The sequence below is a fragment of the Mycolicibacterium obuense genome, assembly GCF_055397605.1.
In genome coordinates this window covers 4,690,838-4,717,052 of record NZ_AP043663.1, presented here as the reverse complement: position 1 = coordinate 4,717,052, position 26,215 = coordinate 4,690,838, and the positions used below count along the sequence as shown (strand labels likewise).

The following is a 26,215-nucleotide window of genomic DNA, read 5'->3' as shown; positions in this document are numbered from 1 at the left end:
GTCTCAGGCCGGCGTGTCGGCCAATTCGCGGCCAATACGCAGTAACTGCCCGGTGGCTCCGCCGAGCGTGAACTCGGTCTGCTTGGCGGCCAGGAAGTATCGGTGGATGGGGTGGTCGGTGTCGATGCCGACGCCGCCGTGCACGTGAACGGCCGTGTGAGCCACTCGATGTCCCGCCTCGGCGGCCCAGAACGCCGCGCTGGCCACATCGATGTCGGCAGGCAGGTCCTCCGAGACTCGCCACGCCGCCTGGGTCACGGTGAGCCGAAGTCCCTTGATGTCGATGTAGCCGTCGGCCAAGCGCGCGGACACCGCTTGGAAGCTGCCGATGGGCCGATCGAACTGCTCGCGTTCCCGGGCGTAGGCAGCGGTCATCTCCAACGCACGTTCGACGACGCCCAGCTGGTAGGCGCTGCGGCCGAGCGAGCCGCGAGTGATGAGCCAGTCCACGACCTCGGGCCCGCCGATGCGGCGGTCGGCGGCCACGGTGACCTCGTGCAGTTCCAGTGCACCGACGCTGCCGAGGCCGGTGGTGTCGAGCGCGTTGACGGTCAGCCCGCTGTCACGTGCTGAGATCAGGAAAACGCCGACGCCGGAGTCGGTTTCGGCCGGCACCAGGAAGGCGTCGGCTTTCGGCGCGAAGGGGACCAGCGTTCGCGTGCCGGTGAGCGTCACGCCGGCGCCGTCGGTGCGCGCCCGCACCGGTCCCTCACCCATCTCCCCGTCGAGTGCGACGGTGAGGATCTTTTCGCCGCTTACAGCCGCCGCGCCCCACTCCTGGGCGAGGGCGTCGGAGCCGAACCTGGTCAGCGCGCCGGCGCCCAGCACGACGGACTCCAGGTAGGGCACGGCGGCCAGCTGGCGGCCGAGGGCGACGAGCACCGCCACCTCTTCGAGCGCACCGAAACCGCCGCCTCCCAACGCCTCCGGTGCCGTGGTCGACAAGATGTCGGCGTCGATCAGCTTGCGCCACAGCGCATCGTCGAATCGACCCCCCTGCTGCGGGCCCAGCCCGTCGAGCTCGCGCTGATGCTCGGCCGTGCACACCGATTCGGTGATGGTGCGAACCAGCCCGCCGAGATCGTCACTGGCCTCTGTCGTCGAGAAATCCATGTCGAAGGTCCCCTTTACCGGTTCACTCGGGGCAGCCCCAGGGCCACCATGCCGATGATGTCTCGCTGGATCTCGTTGGTGCCGCCGCCGAAGGTGAGGATCAGGCAGGACCGGTGCATCCGCTCGATCCGCCCGCGCAGCAGAGCGCCCGGGGAATCCGCGCGCAGGGTGGCCGCGGTGCCCATGACCTCCATCAACAACCGGTACGCCTCGGTCGCCAACTCGGTGCCGTACACCTTGGCCGCCGACGCGTCCGCTGGGGAGGGGGCGGCGTCCTCTGTGGACGCCAGCTCCCAGTTGATCAGCTTGAGCACTTCGGCCTTGGCGTGCACCCGAGCGAGGTTGAGCTGCACCCACTGCGTGTCGATGAGCCGGCTGCCGTGTACGTCCTTGGTGTTCTGCGCCCATTCGCGCACCGCGCCCAGCGCGACGAAGATCGGCTGCGCCGAGACCAGCGCGACACGCTCGTGATTCAGCTGGTTGGTCACCAGCTTCCAGCCGGCGTTCTCCTCGCCGACGAGGCTGCTGACGGGAACGCGCACATCCTGGTAGTAGGTCGCGCTGGTGTCCACGCCGGCGACGGTGTGCACCGGGGTCCACGAGAAACCCTCCGCCGTGGTCGGCACGATCAGCATCGAGATGCCGCGGTGCTTCTTGGCTTCCGGGTTGGTGCGTGCGGCCAGCCACACGTAGTCGGCGTAGGCGATCAACGAGGTCCACATCTTCTGGCCGTTGATCACGTATTCGTCGCCGTCACGCACCGCGGTGGTGCGAAGGGACGCCAGGTCGGTGCCGGCGCCGGGCTCGGAGTAGCCGATCGAGAAGTGCAGTTCCCCCGCGGCGATCTTGGGCAGGAAGAAGTTCTTCTGCTCGTCGCTGCCGAAATGCATGATGGTCGGCGCGACGCTGTTGATGGTCAAGAACGGCACCGGCACGTTGGCGATGGCGGCTTCGTCATTGAAGATCAGGCCGTCCATCGGGGGCCGCGCCTGACCGCCGTACTCTTTCGGCCAGGACAGCGTCAGCCAGCCGTCCTTGCCCATCTGGGCAACGGTTTCGCGGTAGACGTTCCCGCGTCCCATCTCGCCGTCGTTGCTCGCCAGCGCCTCGGCACGTTCGGGGGTCATCAGCTTCGAGAAGTAGGCGCGCAGCTCGCGGCGCAGCTCCTCTTGCTCGGGGGTGTAGCCGATCCGCATCGTGATCCTCACTAGTCTGCGAGCCTGTACCCGGTGCCATCCCGGACGCCCGCGTGGATACCTCAGGTCTTCCCCGGTTGTAACACGTTCTAGTCTTGGGGTCCAGGCTGGTGTCACACTGGGTGCTCTGCGAATCGGCCTACAGCCCTAGACCGTCAGGAGGAAGTCATGCGAGTTGAAGTGGATCGTGACCGTTGCGAGGGCAATGCCGTGTGCGTCGGAATAGCGCCCGACCTGTTCGACCTCGATGACGAGGACTACGCGGTGGTCAAAGCCGACCCCGTCCCCGAAGGGGAGGAGGCGGTGGCCGAGCAGGCCATCATCGAGTGCCCCCGCGCCGCCCTGATCCGGCACGACTAGAGGTATTCGTAAGTGACAACTTCTGCAGCTGACATCGACCTGTCCGGACGCGTCGCGGTCGTCACCGGCGCCGCCGCCGGACTGGGCCGGGCCGAGGCCGTCGGGCTCGCGCGCGCCGGGGCCACCGTGGTGGTCAATGACATCGCTCCCGCGTTGGACCGTTCCGACGTTCTCGACGAGATCGCACAGGTGGGCGCCAAGGGAGTCGCCGTTGCCGGCGACATCAGTGAACGCTCGACCGCTGACGAACTCGTCGAGACCGCCGACGGTCTCGGGGGTCTGGGCATCGTCGTCAACAACGCCGGCATCACCCGCGACCGCATCCTGTTCAACATGACCGACGACGAGTGGGATGCGGTCATCAACGTGCATCTGCGGGGGCACTTCCTGCTGACGCGCAACGCCGCCACCTATTGGCGGTCGAAGGCCAAGGCCGGTGACGGTCAGATCTACGGCCGGATCATCAACACGTCGTCGGAGGCGGGACTCTCGGGCCCCGTCGGGCAGCCCAATTACGGCGCGGCGAAGGCCGGCATCACCGCGCTGACGCTGTCGGCGGCGCGCGCACTGGGACGCTTCGGCGTCCGGGCGAATGCGATCGCCCCGCGGGCCAGGACGGCCATGACGGCCGGGGTTTTCGGTGACGCGCCCGAGTTGCCGGAGGGTGCGGTGGATCCACTGTCGCCCGAGCACGTGGTCAACCTCGTGCGGTTCCTGGCATCTCCGGCCGCCGAAGCGGTCAACGGACAGCTGTTCATCGTCTATGGTCCGACGGTGACGCTCCTGGCGGCGCCGACGGCTGAGAAGCAGTTCAGTGCCGACGGTGACGAGTGGGACGCGTCCGCGTTGTCGACGACCTTGCAGGATTACTTTGCTGATCGCGACCCGGAGAAGAGCTTCTCGGCGGCGATGGGGCTCGGCGACCGAGACTGACAGTCTCTGTTGTCACAGGCACTCCCCAGGTAGAACGTGTTCTAGAATGACCTAGGTCACACTGGTCCTGAACAGCGCGAACATAAGAATACGGCGCGGATTAGCGGTCTTTGACACTGCGAACGTGTTCTAGTTAGTATGATCCCGCTCACGGGAGCTAGCGCTGGGCGCGGGGGTAGGAACCCGACGCAGGCAGCTTCTCAGTAAGAGTTCGCCAGGCGTACGTAGTCGACACCTTCGGACCGAGATCGGAGCACAGGTTTGATCGAACAGCTTGCGGCGCCCGCGCGGGCCGTGGGCGGGTTCGTCGAGATGTCCTTGGACACGTTCGCCAAGTCGTTCCGTCGCCCGTTCCAGTTCCGCGAATTCCTGGATCAGACGTGGATGATCGCGCGCGTCTCCCTGGTCCCCACTCTGCTGGTGGCGATCCCGTTCACCGTCCTGGTGGCGTTCACGCTGAACATCCTGCTGCGCGAGATCGGCGCGGCGGATCTGTCCGGTGCCGGTACGGCGTTCGGCACGATCACCCAGTTGGGGCCGGTCGTGACGGTGCTGGTGGTCGCCGGGGCCGGGGCGACGGCCATCTGTGCCGACCTGGGGGCCCGCACCATCCGCGAGGAGATCGACGCCATGCGGGTGTTGGGCATCGACCCCATCCAGCGGCTGGTCGTGCCCCGCGTACTCGCGTCGACATTCGTGGCGCTGCTGCTCAACGGTCTGGTCTGCCTGATCGGCCTCGCCGGTGGCTACGTGTTCTCTGTGTTCCTGCAGGGCGTCAACCCGGGTGCGTTCATCAACGGGTTGACGGTGTTGACCGGTCTCGGGGAACTGGTGCTCGCTGAGATCAAGGCGCTGTTGTTCGGCGTGGTCGCCGGCCTGGTGGGCTGCTACCGCGGCCTCACCGTCAAGGGTGGCCCCAAGGGCGTCGGCAATGCGGTCAACGAGACCGTGGTCTATGCGTTCATCTGCCTGTTCGTGATCAACGTGATCATGACGGCCGTCGGGGTCAGGGTTCTTGCCCGATGAGTTATGACCTCACCCTTCGTTTCCGGCGCGCGTTCAGCGGAGTGCCGCGCGCGGTGGACACCGTGGGCGAGCAGGCGCTGTTCTACGGCGAATCGGTCAAGTACATCCCGAACGCGATCACGCGGTATCGCAAGGAGACCATTCGGCTCATCGCCGAGATGACCATGGGCACAGGCGCGCTCGTGATGATCGGCGGCACCGTCGGCGTGGCGGCGTTCATGACGCTGGCCTCCGGCGGCGTGATCGCCGTGCAGGGTTACTCGTCGCTGGGCAACATCGGTATCGAGGCGCTCACCGGGTTCCTGTCGGCGTTCCTGAACGTGCGCATCGTCGCCCCGGTGATCGCGGGGATCGCGCTCGCCGCGACCATCGGCGCGGGCGCCACGGCCCAGCTCGGCGCGATGCGCGTCGCCGAGGAGATCGATGCCGTGGAGTCGATGGCCGTGCACGCGGTGTCGTATCTGGTGTCGACGCGGTTGATCGCCGGGCTGATCGCCATCGTCCCGCTCTACGCGCTGTCGGTGCTCGCGGCGTTCTTCGCCGCCCGCTTCACCACCGTCTACATCAACGGCCAGTCAGCCGGTCTGTACGACCATTACTTCAACACGTTCCTGGTGCCCAGCGATCTTTTGTGGTCCTTTCTGCAGGCCATCGTGATGTCGGTGGCCGTGATGCTGGTGCACACCTACTACGGCTTCAACGCCTCCGGCGGCCCGGTCGGTGTGGGCATCGCGGTGGGTCAGGCCGTGCGTACCTCGCTGATCGTCGTCGTGACGATCGTGCTGTTCATCTCCCTGGCGGTCTACGGCGCCTCGGGCAACTTCAACCTCTCCGGATAGGACAGACCAGCCATGGCCAACGGTGACGCCAAGCGCAGCCACGTGAGAATCGCTGCGGCGATTCTCGCTGTGGTGGTGCTCGCCGCCGTGGTCTTCACGTACCTGTCCTACACGGCGGCCTTCACCTCCACCGACAAGGTGACGGTGCTCTCGCCCCGCGCCGGTCTGGTGATGGAGACCAAGGCGAAGGTGAAGTACCGCGGTATCCAGGTCGGCGAGGTCGAATCGATCGACTACGCCGGGCAAGACGCCAAGTTGACGTTGGCGATCCGCAGCGACGACATGCGCTACATCCCGAGCAATGCGCAGGTCCGTATCGCCGGAAACACGATCTTCGGCGCCAAGTCGGTGGAGTTCCTGACCCCGCAGGATCCGGATACGACGTCGCTGCGGCCGGGCACCCAGGTGCAGACCAAAGATGTGCAGCTCGAGGTCAACACGCTGTTCCAGACGCTGACCGATGTGCTGGGCAAGATCGACCCGGTCAACCTGAACGCGACGCTCTCGGCGCTCGCCGAGGGGCTACGTGGGCACGGCGACGATCTCGGTGCCGGCCTCTCGGGCCTCAATTACTATCTGCAGCAGCTCAATCCGAAGTTGCCGACCCTTCAGGACGACTTCCGTAAGGCGGGAATCGTCACCAGCATCTACGGTGACGCGGCGCGCGATCTGGCGAAGGTCTTCGACTACGCGCCAACGGTCAGCAAGACGGTGGTCGACGAGCAGGACAATCTGAACGCGACGCTGCTGGCCGCCACCGGTCTGGGCAACAACGCCGCCGACACACTCGAACCGGGGGCTGACGACTTCATCGCCGCTGTCCAGCGGTTGCGGGCGCCGCTGAAGGTGGTTGGCGATTACTCGCCGGAGTTCGGCTGCGTGCTCAAGGGCATAACGGTCGCGATCAACCGGTTCGCGCCGATCATCGGTGGCATCCGGCCCGGCTTGTTCGTGTCGTCGAGCTTCATCCCCGGCTCGCCGGCGTACACCTATCCGGAGAGCCTGCCGATCGTCAACGCCTCCGGTGGACCGAACTGCCGCGGCTTGCCGGATGCTCCGAGCAAGCAGTACGGCGGATCGTGGTGGCACAGCCCATTCCTGGTGACTGACAACGCCTACGTGCCCTTCCAGCCGAACACCGAGTTGCAGTTCGACGCACCCTCGACGCTGCAGTTCCTGTTCAACGGTGCCTTCGCCGAACGGGATGATTTCTGATGAGCGCTTGCGCGAAGAAGCGACGGCTCTAGTGGCGCGCAGACTCGGTGCGCAGGGCCGCACCATGATCAACGTCGGAGTCTTCACCGTCGTGATGCTGCTCGTCGCCGGCATGCTGGTCGTGGTGTTCGGCGAGTTCCGGTTCGGTTCCGACAAGGACTTCCACGCCACCTTCACCGACGCCTCCCGGCTCAAGGCCGGTCAGGACGTGCGCATCGCCGGTGTTCCCGTCGGTGCGGTCAAAGACGTCACGCTCAACGACAACAACACCGTCGACGTCGCGTTCACGCTCAACGAGCGCTACCAGCTCTACACCTCCAGCAAAGCCCTGGTCCGCTACGAGAACCTGGTGGGCGACCGGTACCTCGAAATCGCCTCCGGCCCAGGAGATCTGGTCAAGCTGCCGCCCGGCGGCACCATCACCAACACCGCACCGGCGCTCGACCTGGACGCCTTGCTCGGCGGCCTGAAGCCCGTCTTCAAGGGCCTGGACGGGCAGAAGATCAACGAGGTCAGCAACGCCATCATCGAACTGCTGCAGGGCCAAGGCGGCGCGCTGTCGCAGATGTTGTCTTCCACCAGCGCGTTCACCCAGGACTTGGCCGCGCGGGATCAGCTGATCGGGGACCTGATCACCCATCTGAACACCGTGCTCGGCACGGTCGACGAGAAGGGCGCCGAGTTCGACGCGACGGTGGACAAGCTGCAGAAGGTGATCACCGGGCTGGCGCAGGGGCGCGACCCGATCGCCGGGGCGATCGGTCCGCTCGCCTCGGCCACCAACGATCTGACGGAGACCCTGGAGAAGAGCCGCCGGCCACTGCAGGGAGTGCTCGAAAACGTGCGGCCGCTGGCTCAGCGGCTCGACGAGCGCAAGGCAGACGTCAACAAGGTCATCGAGCCGCTCGCGGAAAACTATCTGCGGCTCAACGCCCTCGGCGCGTACGGGTCGTTCTTCAACATCTACTACTGCTCGATCCGCATGAAGATCAACGGGCCCGCCGGTAGCGACATCCTGATCCCGTTCGGCGGCCCGCCGGATCCGTCGAAGGGGAGGTGCTCTGAGAATGGCTAGACCTGACAGCGGAAACCCGTTGCGCACCGGCATCTTCGGCATCGTCCTGGTGACCTGCCTGGTCCTGGTGTCATTCGGCTACAGTTACCTGCCGTTCATGCCGCAGGGCAAGCCGTATGAAGCGTTCTTCACCGACGCCGGTGGCATCTCGCCGGGTAACGACGTCAACGTCTCGGGAATCAACGTCGGCAAGGTCAAAAGCGTGGCGCTGGCGGGCGACACCGCGAAGGTGACGTTCACCGTCGACCGCAAGATCCGCGTCGGCGACCAGTCGCTGGTCGCGATCAAGACCGACACGGTGCTGGGAGAGAAGTCGTTGGCCGTGACACCTAAGGGTGCGGGGTCGGTGACGTCGATCCCGGTCGGCCGCACCACGACCCCGTACACGCTCAACACGGCCCTGCAGGATCTGGGGCAGAACGCCAGCGAGCTGGACAAGCCACGGTTCGAGCAGGCGCTGCAGACGCTGACCGACTCACTGCGTGACGCCAAACCGCAGCTGCGCGGTGCGCTCGACGGTGTCACGAACCTGTCTCGCAGCCTCAACAAGCGCGATGAGGCGCTCGAGCAGCTCTTGACCCACGCCAAGAGCGTCACCGATACGTTGGCTCAGCGGTCCGGCCAGGTCAATCAGCTGATCATCGACGGCAACATGTTGTTCGCCGCACTGGACGAGCGCCGTCAGGCGCTGAGCAATCTCATCGGCGGGATCGACGATGTCTCACAGCAGCTTTCGGGGTTCGTCGCGGACAACAAGCGTGAGTTCGGACCGGTCCTTGAGAAACTGAACCTGGTGATGGACAACTTGCTGCAACGGCGGGAACACATCGGTGAGGCGCTCAAGCGTCTGCCGCCGTACGCAACGACCCTCGGTGAGGTGGTCGGCTCGGGACCCGGGTTCCAGATCAACCTCTACGGTCTGCCGCCGGCCACGCTGTCCGAAGTCCTGCTCGACACCTACTTCCAGCCGGGCAAACTGCCCGACAGCCTTGCCGACTACCTGCGTGGATTCATCTCCGAGCGGCTCATCATCAGGCCGAAGTCGCCATGACACAACCAGATTCGTCCTCCTCGAAGGGCCGTGTGCTGCGCATCGCGCTGGCGGCCGTGCTCGTCGTCGCCCTGGTGGCCGCGGTGTACCTGGTGTGGCCGTCGCGCAGCGGCAACAAGGTCATCGCCTACTTCTCCTCGGCGGTCGGCCTCTACTCCGGCGACGAAGTTCGGGTCATCGGCGTCCCGGTGGGTCGTATCGACTCGATCGAACCCCGCGCCAAAGACGTCAAGATCACGATGTCGATCGACGACGGCGTCAAGATCCCGGCCGACGCGCAGGCGCTGATCATCTCGCCGAACCTGGTCGCGGCGCGGTTCGTCCAGCTGGCGCCGGCCTACACCGGAGGCCAGGTGATGGCCGACGGGGCAGAGATCGGTCTGGATCGCACCGCCGTGCCAGTGGAGTGGGACGAGGTCAAAGAGCAGCTGACGCAACTCAGTTCACAGCTGGGGCCGCAGCAGAACTCGGTCCAGGGCCCACTCAAGGCGTTCGTCGATCAGGCTGCCGACACTCTCGACGGCAACGGGGATTCGTTCAGGTCGGCGATTCGGGAGTTGTCCCAGACCGCGGGGCGGCTCGGGGACTCGCGGACCGACCTGTTCGGCACCGTCCGCAACCTGCAAGTGCTCGTCAACGCGCTCTCCAACAGCAACCAGCAAATCGTGCAGTTCACCGATCATGTGGCCTCGGTGTCGCAGGTGCTCGCCGACAGCTCAGCGGATCTGGACAACACGCTCGGCACGCTGAACAAGGCGCTCTCCGACGTCAAAGGTCTACTGGGCGAGAACAACAAAGCGCTCATCGACCAGGTGGGCAAGCTGACGGACTTCACCAACCTGCTCACCGAACACAGCGATGACATCGAGCAGATCCTGCACATCACGCCGAACGGTCTGGCCAACTTCTACAACATCTACAACCCTGCGCAGGGCACCGTCGGCGGTCTACTCACGCTGCCGAACTTCTCGAACCCCGTGCAGTTCATCTGCGGTGGCACCTTCGACATCGGCGCGAACCCGGACAACTACAAGCGGGCGGAGATCTGCCGACAGCGGATGGGCCCCGTGTTCAAGCGCATCGCGATGAACTTCCCGCCGCTGCTGTTCCACCCGATCAACAGCATCACCGCCTACAAAGGTCAGATCATCTACGACACCCCCGAGACGGAAGCCAAGGCCCAGACACCGGTGCCGTACCTGCAGTGGCAGAACGCGCCGGGATCGACGCCGCCGCAGATTGCCCCAGGCGGAGCGGATCTGGCAGCACTGTTCGCACCGACCGCGCCGACGCAGGGTTCGGGTCCTGCGCCGGGCCCCGCGCCGGCGCAGGGTTCGGGCCCCGCTCCTGGCCCCACTCCGGCAGCGGCGGGTGGAGGCTCATGATCCGCAAGGTCATTCGCCCCGCGCTCGCGCTCGGCACCCTGACGATCCTGGTGTCCGGGTGTGAATTCGGAGGATTGAACTCGCTGGACATGCCGGGCACCGCCGGGCACGGCGAAGGGGCGTACACGATCACCGTCGAGCTGCCGGACGTGGCGACGCTACCGCAGAACTCGCCGGTGATGGTCAACGACGTGACCGTGGGGAGCGTGTCCGGCATCGACGCCGTGCAGCGTCCCGACGGGACGTTCTACGCAGCCGTGAAGCTGTCCCTCGACAAGGACGTCAACCTGCCCGCCAATGCGACCGCGAAGGTTGCGCAGACTTCGCTACTCGGCTCGCAGCACGTCGAACTGGCCGAACCCCCGGAGGAGCCCCTCGGCCGGCTGGCTGACGGATCGAACATCCCGCTGGACCGCACCGGCCGGTATCCGACCACCGAAGAGGTACTGTCGTCCCTCGGCGTCGTCGTCAACAAGGGCAATCTCGGTGCGCTGCAGGACATCACCGAGGAGTTCTACAACGCCGTCGCCGGCCGTCAGGGTACGTTCACCGAACTCATGCCCCGGCTGGCCGAGCTGACGTCGTCGCTCGACCGGCAGACCGACGACATCATCTCCGCCGCTGAGGGTCTCGACCGCTTCGCCGGCATCCTGGCGCGCAGCGAGGACAGCCTGGGCCGCACCCTGGACACACTGCCGGCGGCGGTGGACGTGCTGGACCGCAATCGCGCCAGCATCATCGACACGTTCACCGCACTGCGCAGGCTCGCGGTCGTCGGGTCGAAGATCCTCGCCGAGACGAAGGTGGACCTGGCTGCCGATCTGAAGGACCTGTTCCCGGCGGTCAAGGCGCTCAACGACAACGCCGACGATCTCATCAGGAGCCTGGAGTTTCTGCCAACGTTCCCGTTCCATTATCAATACCTGCGCAAGGCGGTCCGCGGCGACTACCTTAACGTGTTCGTCACGTTCGACCTGACCCTGCGTCGTCTGGGCGAGACGGTGTTCACCACGTCGCTCGGGCTCGATCCGAACATGAAGCGGCTCAACGAGGTCGTGAACACACCGGACTTCCTGACCGGTGAGATGGCCAACCTGTCCGGCCAGGCGGCCGACCCCTTCAAGATCGCGCCGGGCACGGCGACCCAGCACGAGGGGGCACCGTAGATGCTGGACCGGCTCTCCAAGATCCAACTGTCGATCTTCGCGGTCGTCACCGTCCTGACGGTCGGCGCGATCTCGATCTTCTACCTGCGCGTGCCCGAGGCGATCGGGTTGAACTCCTACCAGGTGACCGCCAACTTCACCGCGGCCGGAGGCCTGTACCAGAACGCCAACGTTGCCTACCGCGGTGTCACGGTAGGCCAGGTGGAATCGGTCGGTCTGTCGGACAACGGCGTCGTCGCGCACATGCGCCTCGACAGCGGAACGCCGGTACCGGCGAACGTGACCGCGACGGTCAAGAGCGTCTCGGCCGTCGGCGAGCAGTATGTCGACCTGGTGCCGCCCGAGGACCCCGCCGGGGACGAGCTGCGCAACGGTGCCGACATACCGGTGAGCCGGACCGCCATCGGACAGGACATCGCCGGGCTGCTGCAGCAGGCGGATGCATTGGTCAGCAGCGTGGGCAACAGCCGGATGAAGGATCTGCTCCGGGAAACGTTCAAGGCGTTCAACGGTTCCGGGCCCGAACTCGCCCGGCTGATTCAGTCTGCGCGGCTGCTCGTCGACGAGGCGAACGCCAATTACGAGCAGACCACCCAGCTGATCGACCAGGCCGGCCCGTTCCTGGATTCGCAGATCGCCAGCGGGGACAACATCCGCTCGCTGGCCGACGGGCTGGCCCGGTTCACCGGCGAGGTCGCCGGCGCCGACCCGCAATTGCGCACGCTGCTGCAGACGGCACCGGGCGCCGCCGGCGTCGCGAGCGAGACCTTCGAGGGCATCCGGCCCGACTTCCCGATGCTGGCAGCGAATCTGGCCAACCTGGGTCGGATCGGCGTGATCTACAACAAGTCCATCGAGCAGGCCCTGGTGATCTTCCCGGCCCTGATCTCCGCGCTGACCACCGTCGCCGGCGGCGTGCCCGCCGACGAGGGCGGCAAGCTGGACTTCAAGATCCACCTCAACGATCCACCCAGCTGTTCGGTCGGCTTCCTCCCGCCCACGACCATCCGCTCGCCGGCCGACACGACGCTGCGGGAGCTGCCCACCGACCTGTACTGCAAGACCCCGCAGAATGATCCGGCGGTGGTGCGCGGCGCCCGCAACTATCCGTGCCAGGAGTTCCCGGGAAAACGCGCGCCGACGATTCAGCTGTGCCGCGACCCCAAGGGCTACGTACCGATCGGCACCAATCCGTGGCGCGGGCCGCCGGTGCCGCTGGGCACGCCGATCGAGGACGGTCGGAACATCCTGCCGCCCAACAAGTTCCCGTTCATCCCGCCACAGGTGGATCCGGACCCGGGACCGCCCGTTGTCCAGCTGCCCCCGGGCGCGGTGCCCGGGCCAGGGCCGGCTCCCCACGCTCCGTTCCCGCTGCCGGTGCCGCCGAACGAGCCGGGAATGCCGCCACCGTGGCCGTACTTCGCGCCCCCGGACCAGGTGGTGCCGCCGTACGGCCGGACACCACCGGCTCCACCGGCCGCTCCCGCGCCCGCGCCCGGACCGGCAGCGCCGCCCGCGGCGCCCGCCGCTCCGTCGGGTCCGCTGCTGCCCGCCGAGTCGGTGCCGCAGCCGGGTGCGCCGATGCCACAGGCGGCAGGACCCGCCATGGCGAGCTACGACCAGAACGGGAAGTTCGTCGACCCCGCCGGCGGAACTGGCACGTTCGCAGGTGGAACTGACAAACTGGCGCCTGCAGAGAACTGGGTCGACCTGATGTTGGCCCCGAAGCAGCTATAGGCAGGACGAGTTGGTAGAAGCTAGCCCGCGTGAAGCGAGCCGGCCCCCGCGGCGTCGCGCCTCCCGCGCCGCAGGGCCGGCCGCCGGTGCTGAACCGGAGACGCCGCTCGCGGTGGTTCTCGACACCCCCGGCACCACCACCACGGTTCGGCGCCCGGTGTCGACGTCGGCGGCTCCGCCGCCCCGTCGCCGAGCCAACCGCGGCCTCGTCGCGCTGGTGTCGCTGCTGACGCTGGTGGTCCTCCTCGGTGCGCTTGGCGGTGGGGTGGCGTGGATGCTGCACGAGCAGCGCGCCCAGGAGGCGCAGCTCGCCCGTGACCAGCGGTTCGTCGACACCGCCTCGCAGCTGGTGGTCAACATGTTCAGCTACACGCAGGACAACATCGACGACAGTGTGAACCGCTTCGTCAACGGCACCACTGGACCGCTGCGCGACATGCTCAGCCAGGGCAACAACGTCGACAACCTCAAGGCGATCTTCCGCGACACCAACGCCAGTTCCGAGGCCGTGATCAACGGTGCCGCCCTGGAGAAGGTCGACCAGATCAGTGGCAACGCCGCGGTGCTGGTGTCGGCCCGGGTGACCGTGACCGACGTGGACGGCACCAACAAACCCTCACAGCCCTACCGCATGCGGGTGATCGTGCACGAGGACGACAACGGGCACATGACGGGCTATGACCTCAAGTACCCCGACGGCGGCAACTGATGGGGAAAGGGGTCGCGCGGCTGCTCGCCACCATCGGTGTGCTGTTGTCCCTCGGCGTCGTGGCCATCGGCGGGGTCGGCGGCTGGCTGTACTGGGACAGGGTGCAGCTCCAGGGTGAGGAGTCGGCTCGGCAGGAGCTGGCTCCGCTTGCCCAGCAACAGATTCCACAGGTTTTCGGCTACGACTATCAAACGGTCGAGGGCAGCCTGGGCAAGGTCTATCCGCTGCTGACGCCGAGCTACCGCCGGGAATTCGAGGACCGCGCCACCAAGGACATCATCCCGCAGGCGCGAGATCGGCAGCTGGTCAGCCAGGCCAACGTGGTGGGCGTCGGAGTGCTCGAGGCGCAACGCACATCGGCGTCGGTGATGGTCTTCATGAACCGCACCGTGACCGACAAGTCCCGCCAGCCCATCTACGACGGCAGTCGCCTGCGTGTCGATTATCAGAAGATCGACGGGAAGTGGCTGATCAACTACATCACGCCGATCTAGAGTCGGCCAGCGCGTCGAGGAAGGACCGTGCCCAGCGGTCCACGTCGTGGGCGAGTACCTGCCGGCGCAGCGCCCGCATCCGGCGCCGGCCCTCCTCCGGTGCCTGGGCCAGCGCCGCCTCGATGGCGTCCTTGACGCCTTCGAGATGGTGGGGGTTGGTCAGGTAGGCCTGGCGCAATTCGGCTGCGGCGCCCGTGAACTCGCTCAACACCAGCGCGCCGCCGAGATCGCTGCGGCAGGCCACGTACTCCTTGGCGACCAGATTCATCCCGTCGCGCAGCGGTGTCACCAGCATGACGTCGGCGGCGACGTAGAAGGCGATCAGGTCTTCGCGCGGCACCGGACGGTGCAGATAGTGCAGCACCGGGTGCCCGACCTCGCCGTACTCGCCGTTGACGTGCCCGACCTGACGCTCGATGTCCTCCCGCATCGCGATGTAGCTCTCCACCCGCTCGCGGCTCGGCGTGGCCAGCTGCACCAGCACGGTGTCCGTCGGATCGATGCGGCCCTCGTCGAGCAGTTCGGAGAACGCCCGTAACCGCACGTCGATGCCCTTGGTGTAGTCCAGTCGGTCGACGCCGAGCAACACCTTGCGCGGGTTGCCGAGTTCGGCGCGAATCTCCCTGGCCCGCTGCCGGATTCGGCGGGTACGGGCCTGCTGGTCGAGATCGCCGGAGTCGATCGAGATCGGGAACGCGCCGACCTTGACGGTGCGGAAACCGACGAACACCTCGCCGAAGCGGGAGCGGACCCCGACATTGCCGCGCGAGGTGTTGGCGCCCACCAACCGGCGCGACAGGATCAGGAAGTTCTGGGCGCCGCCCGGGAGATGGAAGCCGACCAGGTCGGCGCCGAGAAGCCCTTCGACGATCTCGGTGCGCCAGGGCATCTGCATGAACAGCTCGACCGGCGGGAACGGGATGTGCAGGAAGAAGCCGATGGTCAGGTCGGGCCGCAGCATGCGCAGCATCTTCGGCACCAGCTGTAGCTGGTAGTCCTGCACCCAGACCGTGGCGCCCTCCGCGGCGGTGCGGGCCGTCGCTTCGGCGAAGCGGCGGTTGACCTCGACGTAGCGGTCCCACCACTGCCGGTGGTAGATGGGCTTGACGATGACGTCGTGGTACAGCGGCCACAGGGTCGCGTTGGAGAACCCTTCGTAATACTCGGCGACGTCGTCGGCAGACAGTCGGACCGGCACCAGCGTCATGCCGTCCTGCTCGATCGGCTGATCGAAGCTGTCCGGGTCGTCGGCCTCTTCAGGAACGCCGGGCCAGCCGATCCAGGCGCCGCTGCGCTTGCGTAGGAGCGGCTCGAGCGCGGTCACCAAGCCACCCGGGCTGCGCTTGTACTCCGTGGAACCGTCGGGCCGGCGGACGATGTCTATGGGGAGACGATTGGCGACGACGACGAAGTCGGCCGACGCAGCCGAGCCCGAGCGGACGTCAGGGCCGCTCGGATCGGGCATTACGCGTCGAGCTTTGCCGGTCCGATGCCGAGCATCGACAAGAAGACCCGGCATTCATCGGGGTCGGTGGAGTAGGCGGCGACGACGCGTCGCGCCTGGCGCTCGGTGCTGTCGGCGATGGGCTCGACGTCGCCGATCTCGGCGGGATCAGGTTTGGCAGGCATGGGGACAACTGTAGCCAATGGACAGGCGGGGAGCCGAAGCCTGTTCGCGGCCTCGCTCAGTGCCGTATAACTGGAACACGTTCTCGTTTTCTGCCGTGGAAGGTGTGCCGATGCAGCTCTCCGATGCGATGTTGTCCGGGCGAACGGTGCTGGTCACCGGCGGGGGCAGCGGAATCGGCAAGGGGGTGGCGGCGGCCGTCGTCGCCGCCGGCGGCAACGCGATGCTGATGGGTCGCAATGCGGACAAACTGGCAGCCGCCGCTGAAGAGATCGGTGGCGCAGTCCGCTACGAGCCCGGCGACGTCACCGACGAGGACGAGGTGGCCCGCACCGTCGACGCAGCCGCAGCGTGGACCGGTCGCCTGGACGGCGTGGTGCACTGCGCCGGCGGTAGCGACACCATCGGCCCGATCACCCAGCTGGACTCCGAAGCGTGGCGGCGGCTGGTCGACCTCAACATCAACGGCACCTTCTATGTCCTCAAGCATTCGGCCCGCGCGATGGTGCGCGGCGGTGGGGGATCGTTCGTCGGCATCTCCTCGATCGCGGCGAGCAACACCCACCGCTGGTTCGGTGCCTACGGGGTGTCAAAGGCGGGTGTTGACCACCTGATGCAACTGGCCGCCGACGAACTCGGCCCGTCGTCGGTGCGGGTGAACTGCATCCGACCGGGTCTGATCCGCACGGACCTGGTGGCGGCGATCTTCATGTCACCGGAGGTGAGCGGCGACTACGCGGCGGCCACCCCGCTCCCTCGGCCCGGCGAGGCCGAGGACGTGGCCAATGCCGCGGTGTTCCTGCTCAGTGATGCCTCGAGCTACATCACCGGACAGCTGATCAACGTCGACGGCGGCATGATGCTGCGCCGCGGACCGGACTTCTCGGCGATGCTGGAACCGGTCTTCGGCGCCGACGGGCTACGCGGCGTCGTCTCGGAGTAGACCACCCCGGCGCTACGTGTCGTGATGGATGCGGCCATCCGTTTCGGTCAGCGGCCGGCCACCGCCGCCCCACCGCGACGAGATGATCTCCGCCGCGATCGACACCGCGGTCTCCTCCGGGGTGCGGGCGCCGAGATCGAGTCCGATCGGGCTGGACAACCGGCGCAACTCGTTGTCGGTGAGTCCGACCTCACGCAACCGGCGCATCCGGTCGTCGTGGGTGCGCCGCGAGCCCATCACGCCCACGTACCCGACGTGGAGCCGCAACGCCACCTCCAACACCGGGACGTCGAACTTGGCATCGTGGGTGAGCACGCAGATCGCGGTGCGGGTGTCGACAGCGCCCCGTTCGGCCTCGCCGGCGAGGTAGCGGTGCGGCCAGTCGACCACGACGTCGTCAGCCGCGGGAAACCTTGCGGCGGTGGCGAATACAGGACGGGCATCGCAGACCGTGACCCGATAGCCGAGCAGAGCTGCCTGGGCGGCGAGCGCGGCGCCGAAGTCGATCGCGCCGACGATGATCATCCGCGGCGGCGGGGCGTGACTGGCGACGAAGACGTCCATCCCGGCGTCCTGTCGCTGACCGTCGGGTCCGTAACTCAGGACTCCGGAGCGGCCCGCGGCGAGCAGGCCCCTGGCGTCGTCGACGATCGCGTTGTCGGCGCGTCCGGAACCGACGGAGCCATGTGCGAAGTCGGGGCCGACCACGATCCGTCGTCCCTGCCAGGTCGGATCGGGGTGGTCGATGACCGTGGCGACGGCCACCGCCCGATGCGCGGCGATGTCGTCGGCGACGGTCTGCAACTGTGGAAAGGTCTGGCGCGAGACCGGTTCGGTGAAGATGTCGATGGTGCCGCCGCACGTCAACCCGACTGCGAACGCCTCGTCGTCGCTGACGCCGTAGCGCTGCAACTCGGGTCGGCCGTTCGCGACGACATCAGCCGACACCTCGTACACGGCGGATTCGACGCAGCCGCCCGACACCGAACCGGCGACCGAGCCGTCCGGGGCGACCACCATGGCCGCACCGGGGGGACGGGGTGCGGATTGCATCGTGCGGACGACCGTCGACAGCCCTGCTGTGCCGCCGGCCCGCCAGACGGCGAGCAACTCGTCGAGCACGTCGCGCACGTGCGCAGTCTAAGCCCGTCGTGGACGCCCTACACCTTGGTCAGATCGGTGTGCATCAACATCACGTTGTAGCTCGACCACAGCGAGAGATTGAAGTACAGGTCCGATCCTGTGCCCTCCGTCGACGGCGACCACGGGTGCAGCATCGGCGCGTAGATCCCGCCGGGCTGTTGGGTCATCAGGACCGTGGCATCCGACCAGACGCCCTCGGGGGTGTCCGCGGTGCGCATCACGATGCTGTTGTTCTGATCGCCGTACAGCACGATGTACTTGCCCAGATATTCGTTGTACTGCACCGACATCTCGCTGACGGTGTAGCCGGGCTTGGTGAAACCGAAGAAACCGCCGGTCTTTCCGATGATCGCCGTCGCGGCCGACGGGTTGCCCTTCACCCAGCCTGCCGGTGAGCTGCCCAGCCAGCTCTTCGACGCCGCCTTGTAGTACTCGTATTTCGACGGATCGAGGATGTTCTCCGGTGCGACGCGGGAGAGGTACGCCGCGCCTTGGCGGCCGTTCGGCGTTCCGTACATGTAGATGTAGCCGTCGTCGCCCTTGACGAAGGCGGACTGCTGAAAGTTCTTGTTGCCGCTCAATAACGAGTTGTTACGGATGCTCTTCGGGTCGATGGTGAAATTCTCGCCGTTGTCCGTCGAGTAGCCGATGGCCGAGTAGTTGGTGGTCCATTTACCTGACGAACCCCACTTGCTGACCGACATGTAGCTGACGTACTGGATGGTGCCGTACGGCGTGTCCTTGGTGACCGGCACGTTCACCGAGACACCCGCGGTCGGGATCATCGTCACCGAACTCGGCAACCACTTCTGCGGGTTGATGATCGGCCGCGCATTCACGGGGCCGTCCAGCGGCGCACCACCGAAGTAGTTGCCGGTGAACCATTCTCCGTTGGGGATCGTGATGCCGTCGCTCAAATCGGTGTCGGAGCTGCGGAACAGCGTGTTGAAGATGTGCCGGCCGGTCATGTTGGGGCCGCTGAACGTGTCACCGACGGCGATCAGCACCTGGTGCTCGTTGTAGGGGGTGGACGGATCGTCGACCATGCCGTTGTCCCACATCGTGCCGACGTCGGTGCCCCACACGCTGAACCGGTCCACGGTGTTGGCCTTCAGCGGGTCACCGTAGGAGTAGCCGCCGGTCACCCAGCTGACGAAGTTGGTCGACGTGCTGACCTGAGGATTCAGCCACGGCGAGTACGGCGTGACCGCTGCCGCAGCCACCACCGTGGCCTGCGGGGCGTCGGAGGTCAGGCTCGCCGCGGTCACGCGTGTGGTGCGCGCGGCCGACAGCGTCTCGAGTTCGCGCCGCGCCACCGAGAGCAACGCCCACAGGAACGGCGGGGGAGCCGTCTGGCCCTGGCCCGCGTCAGCCTTCTGGTGCGCCCAGTCGACCATGCTGCGCGCCACCTCGACGACGGCCTTGACCACAGGTCGTTCGACGGCGCGTGCGGGTGGGTCGGCCTCGGCTGCGGCGCGCACCAGTGTCAGCTTCCCTGTGCTGCGTGCCGGTGCGGCCGGGTCGGGGGAGACGACTTTCGTGGAGCGGACCGAGCGCGTCGGTGCGGGTGTCGTCTCGGTGCTGTCGGCGGTGGACTCCGGCGTCTGCTGCGTGGTGTCGGGCTTCTTCCACGACGGGCGCTTCCCGGTGGGCTTCGCGGCCGGCTCGTCGGTGGACCCGGCATCCGATCCGGCACCGTCGGCGGCCTCCGGCTTGTCGGATTTGTCGGCCTTGCCCCACCGTCGTGGCTTCTCGGCGCGGGCCTTCGGCCCTGTTGTGGTCGCTGGCCTTTCTACCGAAGAGGGCGACGAGGCCGACGAGGACGACGAAGCCGAGGAGGATGAGGACGCCGTGTCGTCGGCCCACGCCTGGCCCGCGAACACCGCCGATCCGATGCCCAGGGCCACGGCCAATGCACCGACACGGCCGACATACGCTGCGGAACTCAACTGAAAACCCCTCCGGAACCGGTCTCTCGTCCCCCGACGTATGCGTCATTCAATCGCATCTCACAGGAGTCGGCCAGCAAAAGGGCGTAACGGCCCCGATTTCGTTTCGCGACTGTGATCGTTGGGTTTTCCAGATGGGCGGGGTCAGGTGCGCAAACCCGATCGTCGATGCGGGCCGCGGCACCGTCCGGTACACGTGGAGCCCCCTGTCAGGATTGAACTGACGACCTACGCTTTACAAGAGCGTTGCTCTACCGCTGAGCTAAGGAGGCATTGGCGAGGAAAGCTTATCGGGTCAGGGCTCACTCCTCGACATCGATCACCCGCTGCGGGGTCGCCGGTCGCGTCATGAATCGGGCACGCGGGCGGCGGCCAGGCAGCGGGATGCGGTCGGCGATGTTGCTCAGCGGATTCACCACCTGGCTCAGCACGATGACGGCCTCCCGCAACGCCTCGATCGTCGGCTCCAGCGCCTCGAGTCCCGGAGTCAACCGGTTCAACGTGTCCGCCACCGCCGCGAGCTGCTCGAGCGGGCCGTTGCGTGCGGTCAGGGTGTCGACGACGCCGCCCTCGGCGAAGAGCCGGTCGGCCACCCCGTCCTCGGCGAGCAGCCGATCGACCAGGCCGTCCTCGGCAAGCAATTGGTCGACCAGCCCGCCCGGCGCGATGGCGCGCATCAGCCCGCTGTCCTCTTCGGTCAGCCGCTCCAGCGCGCCGCCGGGGGCGGTCAGCCGGTCGACGACGCCGCCGGGCCGCAGCAGGCGATCGAGCGCACCGTCGGGGGCCAGCGCCCGGCCCAGCGGCTGATCCTCGTCCATCAGGCGCGCCAGCCGGTTCGCCCGCTCAACGGCATCCTGGACGCCGATCATCGCGGCGAAGGAGGTCGGTGGCTGGCGGGTCCCGCTGCCGGGCTCACCGAGCGCCTTGCGGGCGATGCCCAGCCCTCCGCTGGCCATCCCGAGCCCGGCGTCGGTCATGGCGAGACCCACCCGCACCGGCGTCAACGCGAGATCGGAGAGAGATCTGCCGAGGTTCATCCGCCCAGTCTAGGAACAGCGCAAGAATGAACTCACAGGAACCACACAGCGAGCGTGCAGCACTTTTCCAAGTCAGAGGATGAAACTGAGGATCATGGCCATGCCGGTGCAGGAAAACATCCCCGAAGCTCGCATTCTGGTGGTCGACGATGAGACGAACATTGTCGAGCTGCTGTCGGTGAGCTTGAAGTTCCAGGGCTTCGAGGTGCACACCGCGTCCAACGGTCCGGCCGCCCTCGACCTGGCTCGGGAGATGCGCCCGGACGCGATCATCCTCGACGTGATGATGCCGGGCATGGACGGCTTCGGGTTGCTGCGCCGGCTGCGCGCCGACGGCATCGACTCCCCAGCTCTGTTCCTGACCGCGCGCGACTCGCTGCAGGACAAGATCGCCGGACTGACGCTCGGTGGCGACGACTACGTGACCAAGCCGTTCAGCCTGGAAGAGGTGGTGGCCCGGCTGCGGGTGATCCTGCGCCGTGCGGGTGGCGGTGTGCAGGAGCCGCGTACCTCGCGGTTGAAGTTCGCCGACATCGAGCTCGACGAGGACACGCACGAGGTGTGGAAGGCAGGCGAGCCCGTATCGCTGTCGCCCACGGAGTTCACTCTGCTGCGCTACTTCATCATCAACGCCGGCACGGTGTTGTCGAAGCCGAAGATCCTCGACCACGTCTGGCGCTACGACTTCGGCGGCGACGTGAACGTCGTCGAGTCCTACGTGTCCTATCTGCGCCGCAAGATCGACACCGGAGACAAGCGTCTGCTGCACACCCTGAGGGGTGTGGGGTATGTACTTCGCGAACCCCGGTGACAATGGGGGTGTGCCCCAGATCAGACGCGGGATTCCGCTTCGGGTAGGACTGGTCGCAGCGACGTTGTTGCTGGTCGGCTGCGGTCTGTTGGCGTCCGGCATCGCGGTGACGACGATCATGCACCACACGCTGATCAACCGCGTCGACGACACGCTGCGTGACGCGTCCCGTGGCTGGGCCCAGGTACCCCGGCAATCACCCGCCGACCCGGAGGATCAGGGCCCCAATCCGGGCAGGCCTCCGTCGGACTACTACGTGCGGGTCATCGAGCCCGGCGGCACCGCCTGGGTCGCGGTCAACGACCGCGACGCCGAGCCCGACCTCCCCGAGGACAACGACGTCGGGCCCGACCCGGTGACGGTCGGCAGCGCCGGCGACTCAGCGGTGGAATGGCGCGCGATGACCGTGCCGGGGACCGGCGGCGAACTCACCACCGTGGCGATCGATCTGTCTGACGTGAAGTCCACGACCCGCGCGCTGGTCGCCGCCCAGGTGGGCATCGGCGTGGCGGTGCTGCTGGTGCTGGGCATCGTCGGGTACGCCGTGGTGCACCGCAGTCTGCGGCCACTGGCCGAGGTCGAGCAGACCGCGGCCGCCATCGCCGCGGGGCAGCTGGACCGCCGCGTTCCCGAGCGCGATCCCCGCACCGAGGTCGGGCGGCTGTCCCTGGCGCTCAACGGCATGCTCTCCCAGATCCAGCGGGCATTGGCGTCCTCGGAGTCATCGGCGGATCAGGCGCGCGAGTCCGAGGATCGGATGCGCCGGTTCATCACGGACGCCAGCCACGAACTGCGCACGCCACTGACGACGATTCGCGGCTTCGCCGAGCTGTACCGCCAGGGCGCGGCCCGCGACGTGGAGATGCTGATGGGCCGCATCGAGAGCGAATCCCGACGGATGGGCCTGCTGGTGGAGGACCTGTTGCTGCTGGCCCGGCTCGACGCGCAGCGACCGCTGGAGCAGCGCCGAGTGGACCTGCTCGCGCTGGCCAGTGACGCCGTGCACGACGCCCAGTCCATCGCGCCGCGCCGGCCGATCCGCATGGAGGTGTTCGACGGCCCTGGCACGCCGGAGGTGCTCGGCGACGAGGCGCGGCTTCGCCAGGTGCTGTCCAACCTCGTCGCCAACGCGCTGCAGCACACCCCGGAGACGGCCGCGGTCACGGTCCGTGTCGGCACGGACGGGGATTCCGCGGTCCTGGAGGTTCGCGACGAGGGCCCGGGGATGAGCACCGAGGATGCTCAGCGGGTGTTCGAACGCTTCTACCGCGCCGATTCGTCGCGGGCCCGCGCCAGCGGCGGCACCGGCCTCGGGCTGTCGATCGTCGACTCGCTGGTCTATGCCCACGGCGGCACGGTGGGAGTGAGCACCGCGCCCGGCCAGGGCTGTACGTTCCGGGTCAGCCTCCCACGCATCGCGGAAACCTCCGAGGCCAAGATGCCTGCCGAGGTCGACGTCCCGGTCAGCTGAGCTCGGCCAGGGCCGCCTTGATGCGGCGTTGCGCATCGTCGAGCGATTCCGGCGACGGATTGTCGTCGACGTTGGCGAACCCGAAGTCCGCCAGGTCGCGTGCCGGGAAGACGTGCACGTGCAGGTGCGGCACCTCGAGACCGGCGATGATGACACCGGAGCGCTCGGTCTCGAACGCCTTGCAGACGGCCTTGCCGATCAGCTGGCACACCTGCATCACGCGGGCGAACTCACCGGCGTCGATGTCCTGCCAGTTGTCGATCTCGGCGCGCGGCACCACCAGCGTGTGCCCCTGCGTCATGGGCTGGATGGTCAAGAACGCCACCACGTCGTCGTCTTCGTAGACGAATCGGCCCGGCAGTTCGCCGTTGATGATCTTGGTGAAGACGGTCGCCATGGCATCGAGCATTCCATAGCCTGGCCCCATGCTGGGTTTGATGCAGGACCGACCACTATTGATCTCGTCGCTGATCGATTACGCTGCCGCGTTCCACGGGGACGCCGAGATCGTGTCGCATGTGCCCGACGGCCCCAAGGGCACGGTACGGCGGTCTTCGTGGCGGGAGGTCGGCGAGGCGTCCAAGCAGGTCGCCAACGCGCTGGCGGCATGGGGTGTGGAGGCGGGGGACCGGATCGCGACGCTGGCGTGGAACAGCGACCGTCACCTCGCGCTGTACTTCGGTGTCTCCGGGTCCGGCGCGGTGATGCACACGGTGAACCCGCGGTTGTTCCGTGAGCAGATCGTCTACATCATCAACCATGCCGAGGATCGAATCCTGTTCTTCGACATCACGTTTGCGGCACTGGTGGCAGAACTGGCGCCCGAGTTGACCACGGTCGCGACCTATGTCGCGATGACCGATCGCGACCACATGCCCGAGGTGCCCGGGTTGCCCGACGGCGCACTGCTGTGCTGGGACGACGTGATCGCAGGGCAGTCCACGCACTACGAGTGGCCGGAGTTCGACGAGCGCAGCGCGTCCTCGCTGTGCTACACCTCGGGCACCACCGGCAACCCGAAAGGTGTTCTGTATTCGCACCGTTCGACGATGCTGCACACCCTGATGGCCGCGGCGCGCGATGCCAACGACGTCCACAGCGGTTCGGTGATCCTGCTCGTCGTGCCGATGTTCCACGCCAACGCCTGGGGTACTCCGTACACCGCGGCGATGGTCGGCGCCAAGCTGGTGCTGCCCGGCCCCCACCTCGATGGCGAATCGGTGTACCAGCTGATGAAAGCCGAAGGGGTGAACCAATCCCAAGGCGTGCCGACGGTGTGGATGATGCTGTTCTCCTATCTCGACGATCATCCGGAGATCGATCCCCACGAACTGGGTTTGCGCATCGCAGGTACGGGTGGGGCGGCCCTGCCGCTGTCCATGATCGAGCGGTTCGAACGGGACTTCGGCGCACAGGCCATGCAGGGCTGGGGCATGACCGAGACGTCCCCGCTGTGTGTGATCGGCCGGCTGCTGCCCAAGCACGACGGGCTCTCCCAAGCCGAGAAGAATCAGATCATGCTCAAGCAGGGACGCGGGATCTGCGGGGTGGAGCTGAAGATCGTCGACGACGACGGCAACCGATTGCCATGGGACGGTAAGGCTTTCGGTGAGGTGTGGCTTCGCGGACCGTGGATAGCCAGCGGCTACTACCGGGGTGAGGGTGGGGAGAAGCTCGACGCCGAGGGGTTCTTCCCGACCGGCGACGTCGCGACCATCGATCCCGACGGCTATCTGCAGTTGGTCGACCGCGCCAAAGACGTGATCAAGTCCGGCGGCGAATGGGTCAGTTCGATCGACCTGGAGAACGCCGCCCTGGGGCACCCCGCGATCGCCGAGGCGGCGGTCATCGGGGTGCCGCATCCGAAGTGGCAGGAGCGACCGCTGCTGGTGGCCGTTCTCCGTCAGGGGCAGAGTGCGACGCGAGAGGACATCCTCGGGTATCTGGCGGGTGAGGTCGCCAAATGGTGGCTGCCCGAGGACGTGGTTTTCGTCGACGAACTGCCGCACACCGCGACGGGCAAGATCCTCAAACTCGAACTGCGCAAGCAGTACCGGGAACACCGACTGCCCGGCGTCAGTTCCTGATCTGTTCGGAGACTTTCCGGGAGATCTCGGCGACCGTCCACGGTGGCGCGTCGTGGTGGTCTCGGTAGGCGAGGATCTGCGGAGAGGGCCGATCGAAGCGGCCCACGAAACCGCCTGCAGCGATGAAGATCTGGCCGGTGACGTCGGCGGCACGGTCGCTGACCAGGTAGGCGTAGGTGGGGGCGGCGTACTCCGGCGGTGCAGCGTCCAGGGCGCCGGCCATGCTGACGTCGTCGAGCAGCCCGCGCCGGTTCAGCTCGGTGATGTGTGCCTCGTAGTCGGGTCCACTCGACAGTCGCGTCTTGGCTCCCGGGCACACCACGTTGGCGCGCACCCCGTGTTCGGCCAGTTCGGCTGCGATCGACAGCGTGAGGCCGTTCACCGCGCCCTTGCCGGCCGGATATCCGGTGCCGCCGTAATCGCCGAGGAACGCGAACGAGCCGGTGTTCACGATCGCCCCCGAACGCTGCCGGGCCATCACCGGCGCCGCGGCCCGGCAGGTCTGGAACACCGTGCCCAGGTGGGCGTCGATGAGGTCCTGGAACTGCGTGGCGGTGACGGTGAGGATCGATGAGCCGGCCGGCTCGGGCGTGCCTGCGCAATTGACCAGGATGTCGATGCGGCCGAATTCTCCTACGCACTCGCCGATCAACGCGTCCGCGGTGGCGGGATCCGCAGGCGAGCCGGCGAATCCGACGGCGCCGGGGATGGCGCGTGCGGCATCGTCGACGGCATCAGGGTCCCGGCCGTTGACGACGACACCGGCGCCGAGGTCGGCCAGCAGCGCGGCGACGGCCCGCCCGATGCCGCGCGTGCCGCCGACGACGACGGCAGCGCGGCCGGACAGC

General features: G+C 67.1%; 25 protein-coding genes and 1 tRNA gene. 16 read left to right on the top strand and 10 right to left on the bottom strand.

What is annotated here, in order from left to right:
• Positions 1–3: 3 nt before the first annotated feature.
• Both ACZ50N_RS22660 and ACZ50N_RS22655 read right to left on the bottom strand, forming a co-directional pair.
• Positions 4–1,113 (bottom strand): acyl-CoA dehydrogenase family protein, encoded by a 1,110-nt coding sequence (locus ACZ50N_RS22660; RefSeq protein ID WP_048421787.1) that lies wholly within the window; start codon positions 1,111–1,113, stop codon positions 4–6.
• Positions 1,114–1,127: 14 nt separating this feature from the next.
• Positions 1,128–2,309 carry an acyl-CoA dehydrogenase family protein gene (locus tag ACZ50N_RS22655; RefSeq protein ID WP_464475694.1) on the bottom strand — a complete coding sequence of 394 codons (1,182 nt, stop codon included), beginning with the start codon at positions 2,307–2,309 and terminating at the stop codon, positions 1,128–1,130.
• A 168-nt stretch (positions 2,310–2,477) separates the two neighbouring features.
• On the opposite strand from ACZ50N_RS22655, the gene ACZ50N_RS22650 reads away from it, so the two are divergent.
• From ACZ50N_RS22650 to ACZ50N_RS22595, 12 genes are all read left to right on the top strand, one after another.
• Positions 2,478–2,669 (top strand): ferredoxin, encoded by a 192-nt coding sequence (locus tag ACZ50N_RS22650; protein ID WP_046365490.1) that lies wholly within the window; start codon positions 2,478–2,480, stop codon positions 2,667–2,669.
• Between the two features lie 12 nt (positions 2,670–2,681).
• A complete protein-coding gene (locus tag ACZ50N_RS22645) occupies positions 2,682–3,602 on the top strand; it encodes a 3-oxoacyl-ACP reductase (RefSeq protein WP_048421786.1) in 921 nt (306 codons plus the stop codon).
• A gap of 261 nt (positions 3,603–3,863) precedes the next feature.
• Entirely contained in the window at positions 3,864–4,628 is a 765-nt protein-coding gene (locus ACZ50N_RS22640) for an MlaE family ABC transporter permease (protein ID WP_046365488.1), read from the top strand.
• Positions 4,625–5,467: an MlaE family ABC transporter permease gene (locus ACZ50N_RS22635; protein WP_048421785.1), complete on the top strand. Its 843-nt coding sequence runs from the start codon at positions 4,625–4,627 to the stop codon at positions 5,465–5,467. Before ACZ50N_RS22640 ends, ACZ50N_RS22635 begins: the two co-directional genes overlap by 4 nt.
• 12 nt (positions 5,468–5,479) lie before the next feature.
• On the top strand, positions 5,480–6,682 hold the full coding sequence (locus tag ACZ50N_RS22630; protein WP_048421784.1) for an MCE family protein: 1,203 nt from the start codon (positions 5,480–5,482) through the stop codon (positions 6,680–6,682).
• Positions 6,683–6,746: 64 nt separating this feature from the next.
• Positions 6,747–7,757: an MCE family protein gene (locus tag ACZ50N_RS22625; protein WP_048421908.1), complete on the top strand. Its 1,011-nt coding sequence runs from the start codon at positions 6,747–6,749 to the stop codon at positions 7,755–7,757.
• Positions 7,750–8,808 (top strand): MCE family protein, encoded by a 1,059-nt coding sequence (locus ACZ50N_RS22620; protein WP_464469956.1) that lies wholly within the window; start codon positions 7,750–7,752, stop codon positions 8,806–8,808. The genes ACZ50N_RS22625 and ACZ50N_RS22620 overlap by 8 nt, the downstream gene beginning before the upstream one ends.
• Positions 8,805–10,193: an MCE family protein gene (locus ACZ50N_RS22615; protein ID WP_464469957.1), complete on the top strand. Its 1,389-nt coding sequence runs from the start codon at positions 8,805–8,807 to the stop codon at positions 10,191–10,193. The genes ACZ50N_RS22620 and ACZ50N_RS22615 overlap by 4 nt, the downstream gene beginning before the upstream one ends.
• On the top strand, positions 10,190–11,359 hold the full coding sequence (locus ACZ50N_RS22610; RefSeq protein WP_048421782.1) for an MCE family protein: 1,170 nt from the start codon (positions 10,190–10,192) through the stop codon (positions 11,357–11,359). Before ACZ50N_RS22615 ends, ACZ50N_RS22610 begins: the two co-directional genes overlap by 4 nt.
• On the top strand, positions 11,360–13,096 hold the full coding sequence (locus ACZ50N_RS22605) for an MCE family protein (protein ID WP_464469959.1): 1,737 nt from the start codon (positions 11,360–11,362) through the stop codon (positions 13,094–13,096).
• Between the two features lie 10 nt (positions 13,097–13,106).
• On the top strand, positions 13,107–13,805 hold the full coding sequence (locus ACZ50N_RS22600; RefSeq protein ID WP_464469960.1) for an Rv1363c family protein: 699 nt from the start codon (positions 13,107–13,109) through the stop codon (positions 13,803–13,805).
• A complete protein-coding gene (locus ACZ50N_RS22595; RefSeq protein ID WP_048423909.1) occupies positions 13,805–14,299 on the top strand; it encodes a hypothetical protein in 495 nt (164 codons plus the stop codon). Before ACZ50N_RS22600 ends, ACZ50N_RS22595 begins: the two co-directional genes overlap by 1 nt.
• Here the strand turns inward: ACZ50N_RS22595 and ACZ50N_RS22590 are convergent.
• Together ACZ50N_RS22590 and ACZ50N_RS22585 are read right to left on the bottom strand one after the other, a co-directional pair.
• Positions 14,286–15,764, bottom strand: coding sequence for an alpha,alpha-trehalose-phosphate synthase (UDP-forming) (locus ACZ50N_RS22590; protein WP_048423908.1), 1,479 nt, complete (start codon positions 15,762–15,764; stop codon positions 14,286–14,288). The genes ACZ50N_RS22595 and ACZ50N_RS22590 overlap by 14 nt on opposite strands.
• Positions 15,764–15,928 carry a hypothetical protein gene (locus tag ACZ50N_RS22585; RefSeq protein ID WP_162938363.1) on the bottom strand — a complete coding sequence of 55 codons (165 nt, stop codon included), beginning with the start codon at positions 15,926–15,928 and terminating at the stop codon, positions 15,764–15,766. The genes ACZ50N_RS22590 and ACZ50N_RS22585 overlap by 1 nt, the downstream gene beginning before the upstream one ends.
• 110 nt (positions 15,929–16,038) lie before the next feature.
• Here ACZ50N_RS22585 and ACZ50N_RS22580 point away from each other — a divergent pair, with 110 nt between their 5' ends.
• The gene (locus ACZ50N_RS22580) at positions 16,039–16,869 is read left to right on the top strand and encodes an SDR family oxidoreductase (RefSeq protein WP_464473820.1); all 831 of its coding nucleotides are present in this window, start codon (positions 16,039–16,041) and stop codon (positions 16,867–16,869) included.
• Positions 16,870–16,881: 12 nt separating this feature from the next.
• Here ACZ50N_RS22580 and ACZ50N_RS22575 read toward each other — a convergent pair whose 3' ends face one another.
• The 4 genes from ACZ50N_RS22575 to ACZ50N_RS22560 form a co-directional block, all read right to left on the bottom strand.
• The gene (locus tag ACZ50N_RS22575; protein ID WP_464469962.1) at positions 16,882–18,000 is read right to left on the bottom strand and encodes an XdhC family protein; all 1,119 of its coding nucleotides are present in this window, start codon (positions 17,998–18,000) and stop codon (positions 16,882–16,884) included.
• Between the two features lie 29 nt (positions 18,001–18,029).
• Complete coding sequence (locus ACZ50N_RS22570; protein ID WP_464473819.1) at positions 18,030–19,961, bottom strand: DUF5005 domain-containing protein; 1,932 nt, start codon at positions 19,959–19,961, stop codon at positions 18,030–18,032.
• Positions 19,962–20,158: 197 nt separating this feature from the next.
• Positions 20,159–20,233 (bottom strand) — tRNA-Thr (locus tag ACZ50N_RS22565).
• 30 nt (positions 20,234–20,263) lie between these two features.
• Entirely contained in the window at positions 20,264–20,998 is a 735-nt protein-coding gene (locus ACZ50N_RS22560) for a hypothetical protein (protein ID WP_464473818.1), read from the bottom strand.
• 79 nt (positions 20,999–21,077) lie between these two features.
• Between ACZ50N_RS22560 and ACZ50N_RS22555 the strand changes: the two genes are divergently transcribed.
• Both ACZ50N_RS22555 and ACZ50N_RS22550 read left to right on the top strand, forming a co-directional pair.
• Complete coding sequence (locus ACZ50N_RS22555) at positions 21,078–21,809, top strand: response regulator transcription factor (protein ID WP_419196978.1); 732 nt, start codon at positions 21,078–21,080, stop codon at positions 21,807–21,809.
• Positions 21,787–23,280: a sensor histidine kinase gene (locus ACZ50N_RS22550; protein ID WP_048423903.1), complete on the top strand. Its 1,494-nt coding sequence runs from the start codon at positions 21,787–21,789 to the stop codon at positions 23,278–23,280. Before ACZ50N_RS22555 ends, ACZ50N_RS22550 begins: the two co-directional genes overlap by 23 nt.
• Here ACZ50N_RS22550 and ACZ50N_RS22545 read toward each other — a convergent pair.
• Positions 23,273–23,677: an HIT family protein gene (locus tag ACZ50N_RS22545; protein WP_464473817.1), complete on the bottom strand. Its 405-nt coding sequence runs from the start codon at positions 23,675–23,677 to the stop codon at positions 23,273–23,275. The genes ACZ50N_RS22550 and ACZ50N_RS22545 overlap by 8 nt on opposite strands.
• 28 nt (positions 23,678–23,705) lie before the next feature.
• On the opposite strand from ACZ50N_RS22545, the gene ACZ50N_RS22540 reads away from it, so the two are divergent.
• The gene (locus tag ACZ50N_RS22540; RefSeq protein WP_464473816.1) at positions 23,706–25,367 is read left to right on the top strand and encodes a long-chain-fatty-acid--CoA ligase; all 1,662 of its coding nucleotides are present in this window, start codon (positions 23,706–23,708) and stop codon (positions 25,365–25,367) included.
• On the opposite strand, the gene ACZ50N_RS22535 is transcribed toward ACZ50N_RS22540, so the two are convergent.
• Positions 25,357–26,214, bottom strand: coding sequence for an SDR family NAD(P)-dependent oxidoreductase (locus ACZ50N_RS22535; protein ID WP_464475693.1), 858 nt, complete (start codon positions 26,212–26,214; stop codon positions 25,357–25,359). The genes ACZ50N_RS22540 and ACZ50N_RS22535 overlap by 11 nt on opposite strands.
• Position 26,215 lies beyond the last annotated feature (1 nt).